9 protein-coding genes and 1 pseudogene are annotated in these 14,956 nt (G+C 48.4%); all 10 read right to left on the reverse strand.

The genetic code is table 11. The annotated features are described in order from the left end of the window. Nucleotides 1-3: 3 nt before the first annotated feature. The 10 genes and pseudogenes from B9A14_RS11160 to B9A14_RS11215 all read right to left on the reverse strand — a co-directional run bounded on the left by B9A14_RS11160 (nt 4) and on the right by B9A14_RS11215 (nt 14,755). Nucleotides 4-1,500 carry a mannose-1-phosphate guanylyltransferase gene (locus B9A14_RS11160; protein ID WP_084665769.1) on the reverse strand — a complete coding sequence of 499 codons (1,497 nt, stop codon included), beginning with the start codon at nt 1,498-1,500 and terminating at the stop codon, nt 4-6. 435 nt (nt 1,501-1,935) lie between these two features. Further along, nucleotides 1,936-3,045 (reverse strand): glycosyltransferase family 4 protein, encoded by a 1,110-nt coding sequence (locus B9A14_RS11170; RefSeq protein ID WP_084665771.1) that lies wholly within the window; start codon nt 3,043-3,045, stop codon nt 1,936-1,938. Nucleotides 3,046-3,057: 12 nt separating this feature from the next. Continuing rightward, entirely contained in the window at nt 3,058-4,236 is a 1,179-nt protein-coding gene (locus B9A14_RS11175) for a glycosyltransferase family 4 protein (protein WP_172839138.1), read from the reverse strand. A 218-nt stretch (nt 4,237-4,454) separates the two neighbouring features. Then, nucleotides 4,455-5,030: pseudogene (locus tag B9A14_RS17755) on the reverse strand (glycosyltransferase). A gap of 1,091 nt (nt 5,031-6,121) precedes the next feature. After that, the gene (locus B9A14_RS11190; protein ID WP_084665775.1) at nt 6,122-9,781 is read right to left on the reverse strand and encodes a glycosyltransferase; all 3,660 of its coding nucleotides are present in this window, start codon (nt 9,779-9,781) and stop codon (nt 6,122-6,124) included. Nucleotides 9,782-9,785: 4 nt separating this feature from the next. Continuing rightward, nucleotides 9,786-11,069: an FkbM family methyltransferase gene (locus tag B9A14_RS11195; RefSeq protein ID WP_084665776.1), complete on the reverse strand. Its 1,284-nt coding sequence runs from the start codon at nt 11,067-11,069 to the stop codon at nt 9,786-9,788. 90 nt (nt 11,070-11,159) lie between these two features. Then, on the reverse strand, nt 11,160-12,116 hold the full coding sequence (locus B9A14_RS11200; RefSeq protein WP_084665777.1) for a GDP-mannose 4,6-dehydratase: 957 nt from the start codon (nt 12,114-12,116) through the stop codon (nt 11,160-11,162). Next, nucleotides 12,104-13,084 (reverse strand): GDP-mannose 4,6-dehydratase, encoded by a 981-nt coding sequence (gene gmd, locus B9A14_RS11205; protein ID WP_084667118.1) that lies wholly within the window; start codon nt 13,082-13,084, stop codon nt 12,104-12,106. Before gmd ends, B9A14_RS11200 begins: the two co-directional genes overlap by 13 nt. A gap of 115 nt (nt 13,085-13,199) precedes the next feature. Next, on the reverse strand, nt 13,200-13,955 hold the full coding sequence (locus B9A14_RS11210; RefSeq protein WP_084665778.1) for an ABC transporter ATP-binding protein: 756 nt from the start codon (nt 13,953-13,955) through the stop codon (nt 13,200-13,202). A gap of 23 nt (nt 13,956-13,978) precedes the next feature. Then, nucleotides 13,979-14,755: an ABC transporter permease gene (locus tag B9A14_RS11215; protein WP_084667119.1), complete on the reverse strand. Its 777-nt coding sequence runs from the start codon at nt 14,753-14,755 to the stop codon at nt 13,979-13,981. Nucleotides 14,756-14,956: the final 201 nt, after the last annotated feature.

Genomic DNA, 14,956 nt, shown 5'->3' on the forward strand with positions numbered 1-14,956 from the left:
TTTCTACCCTACCCTTCCGTATTCATCTTGCAGCCGCACTACGTCATCTAGTTCGGGTGTGGATACCTCTAGGAAAGTAATATCGGTAATGGCCGAAACTCTATGTATAGTGCCCGGTAAAATATCTACAATTAATCCGGGGTAAATGGACATCTTCTCTTCCCCTAGTTCTAAAATACCCTCACCAGAGAGGAACATCATGGTTTCTTGCTTCAGGCGGTGGTACTGACGGCTTAAAGAATGCCCTCCCCGGACGTATATCACCTTGCCTACATATTTTTCAGTGACGCTCCACCATACCTCCCGCCCCCAGGGTTTTTCTTGTATATGGCAATGGGGGAAAGCTCCGCCTCTCAAGAAGGCCAGCCCGAAAGCCTGGGGCCTGCCCCCTTCCCCGCTGCTTGCGGTTTTGGAGGTTAAATACTGTTCTAGACCCCGGCGTTTAAGCTCTAAAATAACTTCTTTAAGCTGGGGGGCGCGGGATTTATCGGCTACCAGTAACACATCTTCGGTGTCAATGATGAGGGTGTTTTTTACCCCGAAGGCGACAACTAGTTTGTCTTCTTTCTGGGCCCGTATGACGCTACCTTCGGTGTCCATAAGCACAGCCTGGGCTTGCAAGAGGTTGCCTTGCCCGTCAAGCTCGCACACCCTTTCCAGGGCCGTCCAGGTCCCCAGGTCGTCCCAGGCAAAATCCCCGGGGATCACCAAAACTCTATCTGCCTTCTCCATCACGCCGTAATCGATGGATATGCGGGGGAGCCCAGGGAACTCTTGGGCCAGTATCTCGGCTTCCCTCTCGCTTCCCAGGTGAGCTTCTATACGCTTTAAACCCTGGAAAAGCTCGGGCAGGTAGCGCTCGATGGCTTTAAGTATCACCTTTACCTTCCAGATAAACATCCCGCTGTTCCACAGGTATTGATTGGTGCTTAAAAAGAGAAGGGCTCTTTCGAGGTTCGGCTTTTCGGTGAATTCCTTTGCCCAGAACACAGGCTTGCCCCATTCTCCCGGGTAGGGCTCGCCCAGGCGGATATAGCCGTAACCTGTCTCCGGCCTGGTGGGGCGGATGCCTACAGTGATTAAAAAGTCTGTGCTACCGGCCAGCTCTTTGGCCACGTGCAGGGTATCGGCGAAACGATCTTCATCGGGTATAAAGTGGTCTGCTGGCAGCACTATCATGACCTGCTCGGAGTCCTTATGGGCAAGGTAGAGGGCCGCCAGGCCAATGCAAGGCGCTGTATCCCGGCCCACAGGCTCTAGGATAATGTTTTTGGGATTTATCTCGGGTACCTGCTGCCTTACGGCATCTACCAGTTCCTCGCTGGTAACTATGTACAGCTCTTCCCAAGGTACCAGCCTTAGCGCCCGCCGAACTGCTTGCTGCAGGAGGGTACCTTCCCCCACTACTTGTAGGAACTGCTTGGGGTAGTCAGTACGGCTGTAAGGCCAGAACCTCTCCCCCCGGCCACCGGCCATGATCACTACTGAGGCTTTGTGCAAAGGAGATCCTCCCCTTTAGACTTTAGGCTTAATTTAAGTCTATCTATTAAGAAAATATCGGCGTAAACTTTACTACTCTGCCTGTTACTACAAAAATAAAGCCCGCCCTGATAGGCAAAAGAAAGGGCTAGCCCCTGGGTTTTGAGTACTCCCAAGGGGGCCAGGGCCAGCCAAAAGGCTGTCTGCATTGCACCCAGAGCGTCTGGCGAGGAAGGCACGAGCAGCCCAGGTTTTGACGTCTGCAACGATCAAAATCTTTTAAAACTGTGAAGTATCTTGCCCAGGTCGACGCGACCAAGATATAGCAGGTAAAACCTTCCCCTAATGTCTGGAGAGATTCCCGCTTCGACCTTTTTTAAGCATTTTTACTCCGACGAGTATTGATAAACCCTTGCACACTACGACGCAAATTCCTACATACAAGGTTTTTCCCCCTCAGTCAGAACTGAGAACAAGGTCCTTCGCCTTGACGCAAGAGTGGTAGACTCGTTCCGCTACAATATCCCAATTCCACTCCTCCATTGCTTTTTGGTAGCCTGCCGTGCCCATCTCACGTGCGAGCGCCTCATCTTCGAGCAACCTTATGCAAGCTTCGGCCAGGGCATCCGGTTCAGAAGGTGGCACGAGGTATCCAGTGTTCCCGTGAATAACCTGCTCTCCGAGACCCCCTGTCTTGGTAGCGACGACGGGGAGGCCAAAAGAATACGCTATAGGGATAACACCAGATTGGGTAGCTTCCTTATAAGGAAGCACTACTAGACTCGCTCGCTCAAAAAAGCCAGCAACCTCCTCCTCTGCAATCCACCTGTTTACTACTTCTATGTTGTTCAAACCTTCCAGGAGTTGCGCGTAGGGCTTTAATTCGCCGCTTCCCGCTATAATCAACCTTGCCTCCGGCACCTTTTCTTTTATTTTAGGAAAAGCCCGCAGGAGTACATCCAGCCCTTTATACGGAATAATACGCCCGAAAAATAAGATTGTTTTTTCCCTAGAAGAGGGCTTGACCCCCTTTTTCCACCGCAAGTAATAAGAAAACACACCATGATGGATAATATCTATCTTGTTGCGCGGTATCCCCTTACCTACTAGATTATTCTCAAATACCCTACTCAAGATTATTAGTCGCGTGGCCTGGCGAATACTCGCAATTTGCACAAGTCGTCTGAAAAGGTCCCTTTCCCCAAGGTGCAAAACCGGGTCATGGAGTGTAACAACCTTTGGGATGCGAGGGAAAAAACTGTTAATTAAAGGTGTCCACAAATGGATCATTGGGTAGTAAAGGACTTCCGGCTTCAGTTGCTTAATTTTTAAGGCTATCCTCCACCAGCGGTAGAAAAATAAAGTAGAAAGGAAGAACTCTCCCATATTCCTGTACGTTGGGACGGTAATAACCTTAATCCCTGACTCTTCCCATGCATTTAGATTTTCTACCTGCTCTGAAATGAAGGCAGTTAAATCACACTTCTTGGCAAGGACTCTTGCTACCTCGAGGCTGTATACTGCACCTCCGCCAAGCCTGCCTAGGTAGATTAGCGCAACTCTCACGGCTCGTTTACCTCATCTCTCAACCAACGTATAAAAGAGATTAAGATGGTCAGTAGCAGTTTTTTCCCAATTAAAGAAGGCGGCTCTTTCCTTCCCTTTTTTGACCAGCTTGCTTCTTAAATCAGCTTGTTCTATAAGCAAGGTCATCTTTGAGGCTATCTCCTCCACATCTAAAGGATCCGCATAGAGGGCAGCATCGGAAAGTATCTCCCTGAATACCGGTATATCTGAGACCAGCACAGGTATCCCACAAGCCATCGCTTCGAGCGGCGGGAGGCCAAATCCCTCGTACAGTGACATGTAGACAAAAAAGGAAGCTAAATTGTAATAATACGGCAAGTCCTGGGCAGAAACGTACCCAATGTATAGCACGTTTTCTGTAGAAGCGATAGCCTCCATTACCTCACGGTTTTTCCAACCCTTAAAGCCAACCAATACAAGTTTATACTCTCGTTTTATATGGGGAGGAAGAAGTGAGTACGCTTTTATCACTTTTAACAGGTTCTTCCTGGGTTCTATATTGCCGACGTAAAGAATAAAGTTTGACGGTAGTCTATTTAAATATGCCCAATCCATAAGCATATCTCTGGGATATTCTCTAAAACGGTTATGGTCAACCCCGTTGTAAATGCTTACAACCCTATCCTCAGGTAAATTAAGGGTATTGCACACCTCTTCTTTCACTGTTCTGGAACCGGTAATTACCCTGTCCGCATATCCGAGTTTTTTTATGAATACTTCTTTAAACTGAAGCACACCCTCAACAAACCACTCGGGATGGAGGTAAAAAGATAGGTCATGAACTGTTACAACTTTTTTTTTCGCAGGCAGGTCTAAAAGTATAAAATTAGGTTCAAAGTATACATCTATACCTTGGTATACGTCTAAAGGACGCCCCAATGCTTTTTTTATCGTTTTGAGCAGGTTCCAGCTCCGTCTGGCCACCTGTTCGACAAAAGGGATGGTGGAGAGACAGCTTTTTGCTACTTCTTTGAGCCGGTAAAACTGCTGTAATGGCTTTGACGTTTCGTAGGTTATAAGCCTGCGACTCACCCTGCCATTGTAAAAATAAAGATACTCATTTTCGGGAGCCAGGAGGTTAAATTGCTCTGCTAAATTTAAGATGTAATTTCCTATCCCTGTTAAAGGGTGCAATAGAGGGGTCGTGTTTAGGAGGAGCTTTAGGCTCATTGAATAATACCTCCGGCAATTTTTATACCATACCATTTAAACTTGCTTTCCCTGGCCAAAATTGTATAATCAGCGAAACGGCGCCAGGATATCTTGCTTGGAAGAAACTTGATACCTAAAAAGGTGGTCACCTATTTACATTGAAAGGGATCAAAGAAGCTGGATAACAGAAGCTGAAAATATAAAATGGGTGACTTTGTTCATTTTTTAGCCCTTAACTATTCTTTTTTAACCGGTTCCCATGCTTTGTACCACTGTCCACTCAAGATTACATCTACCAACCTGCGGGTACTTTCCTCCCAGGTCAGCCATGGCATGTCCTTCAATTTCAGCGCTTTACCTGCTTTGTAAAGGGCAAACCATTCTTTTAAAGCGCTTGCCAGGACTTCAGGCGACCTGCTGTTTTCAAAGTAAAAGGCATGTTCCCCCGCTACCTCACGGAATACTGGAATATCGCGGACAATAATGGGGAGCCCGTGCTGGGCAGCTTCAACAAGAGGAAACCCAAATCCCTCTCCTTCTCAAGCAGCAAGAAACGCGGTACAGGAACCATATAGCCTTAGCAGCACCTCATCGCTTGCTCCCTTCAGCCAGAAGAGCCTACGGTTAAGTTCGGGATGAATTCGCAGGCGTTCAATAAACTGTTCCACCATCCAGCCCTGCTTGCCAACGATCACGAGGTTAACCTGAAGACCCTCCTGCCAGAGCTTTTCAAAGGCGGAGAGCGCCTGGGTGTAGCCTTTTCTGGGCTCAATGGTGCCGACCATAAGGATGGCTGGACAGGTGCGCACCATTTCCAGTACCCGCTCGCTTTCCGGGGCCAGGCCAGTGGTGGGAAGGCTGTTTGGGATATCGGCACCCAGGTGGAAGTACCAATCTTGAGTGCGCCCTTCCGCACCGGCGGGTTCTCTTCCAGCCAGTCTATCACCTCATCCGCCACCTAGCGGAAAATGCATACAAGGCCATCCGCCTGCTGCGCAATAGGGTGAGCCGGTTGTTAAACAGCATTTTAGCCACTTCAGGGAAGCCGCCAGTTTTTTCGCAGGCCATAGCGGGCGTCAATATCAATGTATATATTTTTATTACGCTTCATAATTTAGGCTTAAAAGGCTTTACCTCCTGCTCAAGAGGGTTGATAAAATGATAGCAAAACAAAATTATTTTTCAATCCCCGACCCATACAGTGACGCACGACCAGTGGCAGCGGCACCTGCCCCCAGTAGCACAGATTAAGTATAGAAAGTACCCGGATAGTAAAGAGTTGCTGGAATTTCTCCATATCATTTCTGGATCCTTCTACCGTCTGCGTAGAGTTTGAACTCCAACCTTGGCGGCCTATCCAACGGAACTTGGACTTCCTGAATAAAGAAGGATAGGCAGGATCTCCTAAGTTGTCATGCGATAACGATGTATAGCGTGTCGAGGTCTACAACCCCGAGGAAGTAGTAGCAGTCTTGCCCTGTACAATTGGTACCGTATAACCTTCTGCTCGGTTCAAAGTATTGGCCCTCCAGGATTGAGATTAATTTGGGAGACAATCTCTTAACCGCCATGGTTTGTGACCCCCTATCTTTTATCCGCCCATAGTTAAAACTACAGGTTACCCAACAGGCTCCAAGACTGACTAACTGACGAGTGGCTAAGCCTTATAAGGTGAGCTGCCTACCCATTATAGCCCATAAAATTGCTCAGACCACAATCCCATTAGCAAGATACGAATTTAAATTTTTAGGTGTGGAAACATAAAGTTAATGTGAATATTACATTTGATACGATTTTGGTAATCGATTTTTCTTTTTTACACTTAATTTTAGTCTTAGTATTAAGCTCGGCTGTATATCACTTCATAGTACCATGTTTACGTTTGGATCCCTATTTTTCGTGTCTAAATTTCTGGGTCTATTATAGCCCCTCCCTGCCGCAGCGCACACAACATTCCATACAGCCTATTACCTAAACGAGAATATTGATGTTCCTTAACCCACCGTTTGGCCACCTCTTTTTTTGCCCTTATTGGCTCTGTATCAGCAGCTATATCAAGAAGTAGTTGTTTGATCCCTTGAGCTATCTCCTTGGGGGTAAATCCTGGTAGATAGAAGACCGCCGGAGATACGTCATCAAAGATCGCCAGGGGTGTCACTGCCACCGGCCGTCCCGTGGCGAGACCGTAACGTACGGCACCACTTGCGGACTCGCTAGTGTGTTGGTAGGGGAAAACGATTAGATCCGCATCAGCGAGAAGAGATAGGCTATCTTCGTCAGATAGGAAATTTGTTGTCAGTTTGACAAAATCTGAAATGCCAAATTCGCGAATTTTCTTTTTGGCCTCTTGAATTAGGTACGCCGATTCGGGTATCGGATACTCAGCATTGACCATCTTTAGGGAGACATCAAAGCCCTCGAGACGTAGCATCGCAACGGCTTCAATGAGCTCGAGCAGTCCCTTATGCGGGAGGAAAAAGCCATAGGAAGCAATCGTAAATCTAGTGGTTGATCCCGGATGAGACACAGGGGTATAGTCGATTATTCCATGAGGAAACAGAGTGACATTTTCAACTAATCCCAATGCTTTCAGTCGATTTAGATCACTAACGCTGTGAACAAGGATACGATGACAACGTTTGAGCGGTTCTTGTAGCTTGCTAAGCTTCTTGTGTGGAACGTGTTCCGGATCTATTGTAGAGTGAAGCGTCAGAACAACCGTTCTCCCTGCATCGAGCTGTACCCTCAGAAAGCGGGCAAAGTAGTCGAAGTTGAAAAATCCATAATTGAACTGCACCACAACCGTGTCGATATCTTTCTCTTCGATCCGTCGGCTCAATTCTTCCAATGAATCCTCGTCACCTGCTTTCCAGCAACGAAAAACGTTGGGCCCGTCGGTTGCAGTAGGTGCCTTGGTATAAGACGCCAGAATAGTCACTTCGGCGGGCATGTTGCTAATTAGATGAGCCGAATAAGAAGCTATACCACATCGCGTATTCCATGTTGTCACCCATCCAATACGGGGTTTTGGTGGAGGCGGCATAAGGGACCATGAGCGCGCTGAGGCAACAACACGCTCGGCAACATTTCTCCAGCGAAAACTGTTCAAGAGAAGCTCACGCCCACGTGCTGAACGTTTGCTTCTTTCCGAAGGAGGCATTTCATACACCTGACGCATTGTCCGTGCTAGGTGGTCAACATCAGGTTCGGCCCAGACAGAATCAAATAATCCAAAATGGGTTTGGGCGTACTTGAAGGTATAATCAATAAGCCATGCTGTCTCTTCTGTGCAAAAGTCAAGCTGTCCACCCCATGCTGTCGTAATAACAGCAAGCCCTGAAAGCATAGCCTCAGCCAACGGCAACCCGAAGCCTTCAGCCCGGCTTGGAGCCACAAGTACGTGACAGGACTCATATAAGGCCTTGAGTGTCCCGGCGTCCAGATCATCCTCGATTAGTACTACGTCTGGGTAATCTTCGTGAGTAGCACGAAACTTGGCCAACAACTGGCGCACATTGTTATGTGGGTTAGGAAAGGTTTTAATAATCAATGTTACATCATCTTTATCACTAAAGGCTTTTCCGTAAGCTTCAAGTAAAACGTCCACCCCTTTACGTGGAAAGCACGAAGAGACATGCAAAAACCGAAACCGCTTCCACAATACCGGTGGGGGCGAAGTAGCGGTAATGCGTTCCCAGTGATCCACGCCACAGCCGGATGTAGCCATTGGAATATGGACGCCTGCATCAGTAAGGATTTTCTGGACATGACGAGACAGGCATGTGATACCCTGCAAATGTTCATTGAAGGACTCAGCCCACTCAAGAGGAAAGCCGGATTCTTCCCAGGCATAGAGATGCAGCAGGTTGAAACGTCCTGTCATATCTGCCACGCGAGGCGGATACAAATTGCGACTGACGATATCCGCCTCCTCCGGAGGTAGATTATGACTCGCAGTGTAAAGGGAAGCGATGTCCGGATTAGACTCCAGAAAAGATGGGGAAGGCTCAAAATCACCGGGTCCTTCTGTTGAATGCAAAACCACCTTATGGCCGAGCTGAGATAATGCACGGGCAATCTCACGGTTAAGAAGTGCAAGGCTATAGCTACTATCAAACGGTCCCTCGATACGCCAATTAAGGCGCTCGGGTAATACGCGTCTTCGATCAATATCGTCTGTAACCTTGAGGTTATGGGCAATACAGATAGCTGTTTGACGAAGGTCAGTTTCAGTAGGTGCGCTCGGGTTATGAGGGATCCTTGCCACAGCATCCACAAGCTTTCTATAGTTTTTTTCGCGTTCTCGCTTCAAATCGACCCAAGCAGTAGCCACACGACGAGTGTTTTCTCCAATTTTTTGCTCAAAGACATCCAACACGCGACGGGCGGATTCATCCCATGAAAACTTCCTCGCTTGTTTTATCCCATGCTCGCGCAAGCGGGCGCGAAATTCTTCATCACTAAGGGCTTGAGTTATTTTGGCAGCTATGGAGTCAATGTTTAACGGATCGAAAAGTGCCTCCTTCCACCCGATGACCTCCGGAATGCTGGTGCAATTACTACCCAAAGTAGGAACCCCGCAAGCCATCGCTTCTAACGCCGGCAGACCAAAGCCCTCATACCAGGAGGGTAACACAAATAGTGTTGCCATATTGTACAAGGCCAATAAATCTTCATCGGGGATATAGCCAGTCAACACTACATCATCCGCAGCCAACCTTACTTTATTTTTTACCTGCTGTAGACGTACCTTGTCTACTTCAGAAACCCTGCCTATCAATACCAATTGGTACTCTCGCCGCAAGGTGTCAGGCAAGCGGGCATAGGCAGTAATCAGTCTTTCAAGATTCTTGCGATGGTCAAAGCCGCCGGTGTACATTATAAAAGGCCGCGAAAGACCATAACGTGCCCGCAACGTAATCTGCTGTTCGGTAGATATGTTAACAGGACGAAATCGGTCGTCAACGCCAGTGGAAATATTTACCACCCGATCTTGAGGTAGGTTAAGAGCCTCTATAGCCTCACGGCGACTGTAGTCGGAAATAGCCAACAGTAACCCGGCATTTTTTAGGAAGTGAAGCTTGCGATAATACCAATGTCGTATCTGTTCGTTTTGTAGATAGGTTTCGGCGTTGAGTAAGGGTATGAGGTCATATAGTATCACTGCTGTACTTTTTCCAGTTGTCAGCAATCCTATAGAAGTTACGCCATCATCGACAAACCCTTCAAACAAGCTGGAAACAAACACAAAGTCTGGCTTAAGGCTTAACAGAAAGTGCTCACGCACTACCTCTGCCGCACGTGCACGCCAGAAGTTATGTGGATCTTGCTCTGCCACTGGGCCCGGCACTTCAAAAACCCGGATGCGGTCGGTGGGAATCAGTCCCTGGAAGGCCTGAAGGATATCCAATACATTGTCCGTAAATAGTCCATTTAGAGCCAGCCAGATCTCATGCGCACCGGCATTGCGCGCTATCGCCTGTGCTAGGGCGAGCGAATAGCGCCCGATTCCCCGAAAGCGACTTTCCGTCTGGGCACCTTGTAGGTCAATAATAATACGCATCAGGCTACCTCCACTCTCTCTCAATCGCTTGTTTCAGGTCGTTATACACGCGTTCTGCAATGGTAGATATTAAATGATGCCTAGAAGTATACCTAGTATTGTGATAACAATATGGAGCTTGACAAACGTTATATAGTTTGGACTCTGAGGTTTCGGTATCTAGCATTATCCCGGGTATCGCGCACGATATCCAGCACTTTAGGCGGGCCTTGAAAGTCGGAAACCGGTTCAGTACCTGAAGCGCTATGGATTTCAACGTGGTCGTCTTAATTACAAACAGTACGAAACGCTTCAAGAAACCTTTGGCAAGGCGTTTAGGTAAGGACGAGACCCTAATAAGGTATATGCGTAGATGTTGGCGCACATCTCTGACTATACATCCCACCCATCGTAACGGTTTGGTTATCTGCCATGACCGGCTGGCGTAGACAGCCCTGAGTTCTTCTTCCACCCGGGCGGCATGTTGCCGGGAATTACTCAACTCCTCTTCTAGTCTGGCAGCGCGCTGGCGGAAACTCTCCAGTTCCTTCTGTAACTGGCTGGCTTGTTGACGAGAATTGCTTATTTCTTTTTCTAGCTGGACAGCTCGCTGGCGAGCCAACCACTCGCTATATCGTATAAAGCCATCAAAAACATTAGGAGGGGCGTTAAAGGCACTCTTAAGTTCCTGGCGTTCCTTTGCAATATAGAAACGATTTACTCCGTCAAAATAAACAAAGTCATACCTATGCTCCGTAAGGTAAGATTCCCATCCCTTAAAATTCTCTATTGTAGAATTCGGCTCTGTCGCCTCAACCAGTATAATCCAGGGCCGAAACCGTTCAAGGTCTACACTTGCGAGCACAGCACCCTCGGCTCCTTCAACGTCGATCTTTAAAAAATGGATCTCGCTGACCGAATAACTATTGCATATCGAATTTAAGGTGAGGGCAGGGACAAAATACTCTTGTATTTGAAAGCCAGCTTGGCGATGTTTTTCAGCCACCTCCGGCACCAAAGTGGACAGCCCGGTGTCAATCACTTCGTACAGGCGCACCAACCCTGGCTCATTGCTTATAGCAATCTGAAGGTTTATATCCTCAGGCCTATCCTCCACAAGACGTTCAAACCACTTTTTTACCGGCTCAATATTAATACCGCGCCATCCCCGCTCATAAAACGCCTTGGTAACAGAATCGACAACCGGGTCACAAGCACCTACATCAATATAAAAACCTTTACCTACATCCTTTAGAGCACGGTAAAGCATAACATCCTCATAATTTTGCGCGTAGGAAATAAATGTCATAGCTGGTCAGGCCTCCGGTTGAACTAACTCTCTTTATAGCTAGAGCTTTTTAGAGTGCTCCGTTTTAGAAACAAAGCAGCTAATTTTAGTTCAGTTACTAGGCTTCTTTACCTGGACTAGCGTTTCCTGCCACCAGAGTAAGACATCAGTCAGGGTTTGGTGAAAAGGTATGTCTGGGGTCCACCCTGTTTCTCGATATACTTTTGCTATAGAGCCAAGTAATATTGATATGTCGGTCTTACGCTGGAGCCCAGGATCAGAGCATAGTTCTACTTTCACGCCCGCAACTTCAGCCAGAAGAGTAGCAATTTCTCTCACCGTATAAGCCCTGCCGCTACAGACGTTATAGGCCTCGCCGGGGCGGCCTTTCTGCAAAAGCAACCAGTAGGCGCGCACCACATCCCGGACATCAGTGAAGTCCCGGGCGGCATCCAGGTTCCCAGCGGTGATCACCGGTTCGGTACGTCCTAAAGCGACTTCTGCCACCTGTTTAGCCAGCCGGGAGCAAACGTAATCGGTAGTCTGGCCGGGCCCGGTATGGTTGAAGGGGCGCGCCCGTACGATATGTAGCCCCTGGGCGGCGTAGGCGCAGGCCGCCATCTCAGCAGCGGCTTTGCTGGCCGCATAGTGATTGATTGGCATAAGAGGCATCTCTTCCCGGATAGGCTGCTTTTCCGGGGGTACCGGGCCGTAGGCGGCCGCCGAACCGACATAGAGCACCCGGGCCTGCGGCGCGGCTTCGCGCACCGCCTCGAAGAGGTTCAGGGTGCCATAGAAGTTGACCCGGTAATATTCCGCGGGTTTTTCGCCAATTGTGACGGCAAGGCCCGCCAGGTGGTATATCTCATCGGGAACAAATTCATAGATAAGAGAGCGTAAAGCCTCCTTGTCGGTTATATCTACTCGTTTTATATCGGTTTTTTGAAAGAGCGGGTCCTGGGGCTTTTGCCTGTGGTAAGTGGCGCACACGGTATAACCTTTTTCCAAGAGGAACTTTACAAGATAATGGCCCACAAAACCGGCGGCGCCGGTAACTAACGCCCGCATCGGTCTCCTACCCTCTTTAAGTCGGCTTCGACCATCAAGCGCACTAACTCCTTAAAAGTGGTACGCGGCCGCCAGCCAAGTTTTTGTTGCGCCTTGGTGGCGTCACCTACTAAGAGCTCCACATCGGCTGGACGGTAAAAGGCAGGATCCTCCACCACGTAGTCCCGCCAGTCCAGGCCAACGCAGGCAAAGGCTTCTTGTGCGAACTCCTTTACACTATGGGTTTCGCCGGTAGCGATGACATAGTCATCCGGTTCGTCCTGCTGGAGCATCAGCCACATGGCTTCTACATACTCGGGAGCGTAGCCCCAGTCCCTCCTGGCTTCGAGGTTCCCCAGGCGCAGTTCTCTGGCCAGCCCGTGCTTGATTTGGGCAACCGTGTAAGTTATCTTCCGGGTTACGAATTCTAGCCCCCGTAAGGGCGATTCGTGGTTAAAGAGGATACCCGAGCAGGCAAAAATACCGTAGGCTTCCCGGTAGTTTACGGTCATCCAGTGGGCGTAAAGTTTGGCCGCCGCGTAAGGGCTGCGGGGGTAAAAGGGCGTGTTTTCATTCTGCGGCACAGCCTGCACTTTGCCGAACATTTCGCTGGAGGAGGCCTGGTAGAACTTTATTTGGGGATTAACGATCCGGACGGCTTCTAGCATCCTGGCCGCGCCTAGCCCTGTTATCTCCCCTGTTACTACCGGCTGTTCAAATGATACAGCAACAAAACTCTGCGCAGCCAGGTTATACACCTCGTCAGGCTGTACTTTCTCTAATACCCGGATGATATTCCCGAGGTCCAGGAGATCTAAAGGAACAAGCTCTACTTTATCGCGAATGCCCAAGTACTCCAGGCGCTCTAAGTTTACGGTGCTGGAGCGGCGGAAAGCCCCCCAAACACGGTATCCTTTCTCCAGCAAAAATTGAGCCAGATAAGCCCCGTCCTGACCGGTAATGCCGGTAATTAAAGCTGTTTTGGCCAAGTTTTTTCCTCCGTTTCCTTTTTTCACTGTATTTATTTTTATTTCCTTCTATCTATATGATTTCGTAATTTCATTTTCACTTTTAAACCTTATAAAGCTAGCGCGGCAAATTTTTTTACCCCGCCGCGCCAACCATAAATTCCCCATATGCCCTTGCCACTTCCCTGGCCGGGCCCTGCATCCTTATCTCTCCCTTGTCAAGCCAAACAGCCAGGTCGCATAGCTCCTCCACTTGCTGGGGTGAGTGGGTGACAAAGATAATGGTAGTACCGTTTTTTTGCAATTCCTTTATCCTCCCCAAGCATTTCTCTTGAAAAGCTAAGTCGCCCACAGCTAGGACTTCATCTATAAGGAGGATCTCCGGGTCTACGTGCACGGCCACCGCAAAGCCCAGCCGCATGTACATCCCGGAAGAATAGTTGCGCACAGGATTATCAATGAAGTCGCCGAGTTCGGCAAAGGAAATAATGTCGTTAAGGCGCTCTTTTACTTCCTTGCGGCTAAGCCCCAGGATGGAGGCGTTTAAGAAAATATTTTCCCGGCCGGTGAAATCCGGATGGAAGCCAGCCCCAAGCTCCAAAAGAGTGGAAACCCGGCCGTTTACTTTTACTTCCCCTCTGGTAGGGTAAAGGATGCGGCTTATTATTTTTAAAAGGGTGCTTTTGCCTGAGCCATTGCGGCCTATAAGCCCTACGGTGCTGCCTTTGGGTACGCTTAAGTTTATGCCTTTTAAGGCCCAGAAGTCCTCGGCCCTACTTCGTCCCCAAAAGAGAACCCTTTCCTTCAGGCTATAAGCCTTGTCGTGATAAAGGCGAAATTTTTTCCATACATTTTTTACTTCTATAGCCACTTCTTTAGCTTCTTTGGCCAAGCTAGACCATTCCCTTATCTTTCCTATACTTCTTCAGCTACGGCCCGCTGCCAGCGCTCAAAGGCTAAAAGGCTTATACAGAAAAATAAGAGGTAGCCTAAAGCGAGGTAAAGAAGCATCCCCCAGTCAGGCCAGGTGCCCTCAAAAAATATGTCCCGGTAAGCCTCGATAAGAGGGGCTGCCGGGTTTAGGGCGAAAAATTTTCTTACGTTACTAGGCACTATTTCGGCCGGGTAGAGGACCGGGGTGAGGAAAAACCATATGGTCATGAAGACCCCGGTTATGTGTTCCAGGTCCCGGAAATAGACATTACCCACTGAGACTAAAAGGGCCAAGGAAGCCACTAAAAGAGTTTCTGTAAAAAGAACTAAAGGAAAGGCTAGAAGGGCGCTGGTCAGCCGCACTTTAAAGAGCAGAAGGGCCGGTATAAGTATAAGTAGGCTTAAAAGGTAGTTCACCAGGTTAGCCAGCACCACCGAGAGGGGTAACACCTCCCGGGGGAAGTATACTTTTTTTATCAGCCCTGCGTTCTGCACGAGGCTGGCCGCCCCCTGGAGGATAGAGTTAGATAAGTAATTCCAGGGAAGGAGCGCTACAAACAAGAACATGGCGTAGTTTTTTATGTTCGACCGCATAATAAAGGAAAAAACAATGCTGTACACTATTAGCATAAGAAGGGGATTAAAAAAGGTCCAGAAGAAGCCTAGGACTGAACCTTTGTATCTCGCCCGCAGCTCTTTGGCTACTAGGTTTAGTAGCATCTCACGGTAAGCATATATTTCTTTAAGGCGACCCCACATGGCAGTTGCTCCTACCTCTATTTCCCTGCTCTTTATTCGTTCCCACCAGGTTGTGTTTGTTTTACCTCCACTTGGCAAATTGAGTGCCTTATAATTTCTTTTGATCCTTTTATTTCCCTCTTCCTTTTTATCCTTTTTCGGTCCGGGCCTCCCAAATTTAACCTTTACATTATTCGTCAAAAAGAGCGTGATTCCTCCATT

This window comes from Thermanaeromonas toyohensis ToBE, from assembly GCF_900176005.1.
Classification (GTDB): Bacteria; Bacillota; DSM-521; order Neomoorellales; family Neomoorellaceae; genus Thermanaeromonas; species Thermanaeromonas toyohensis.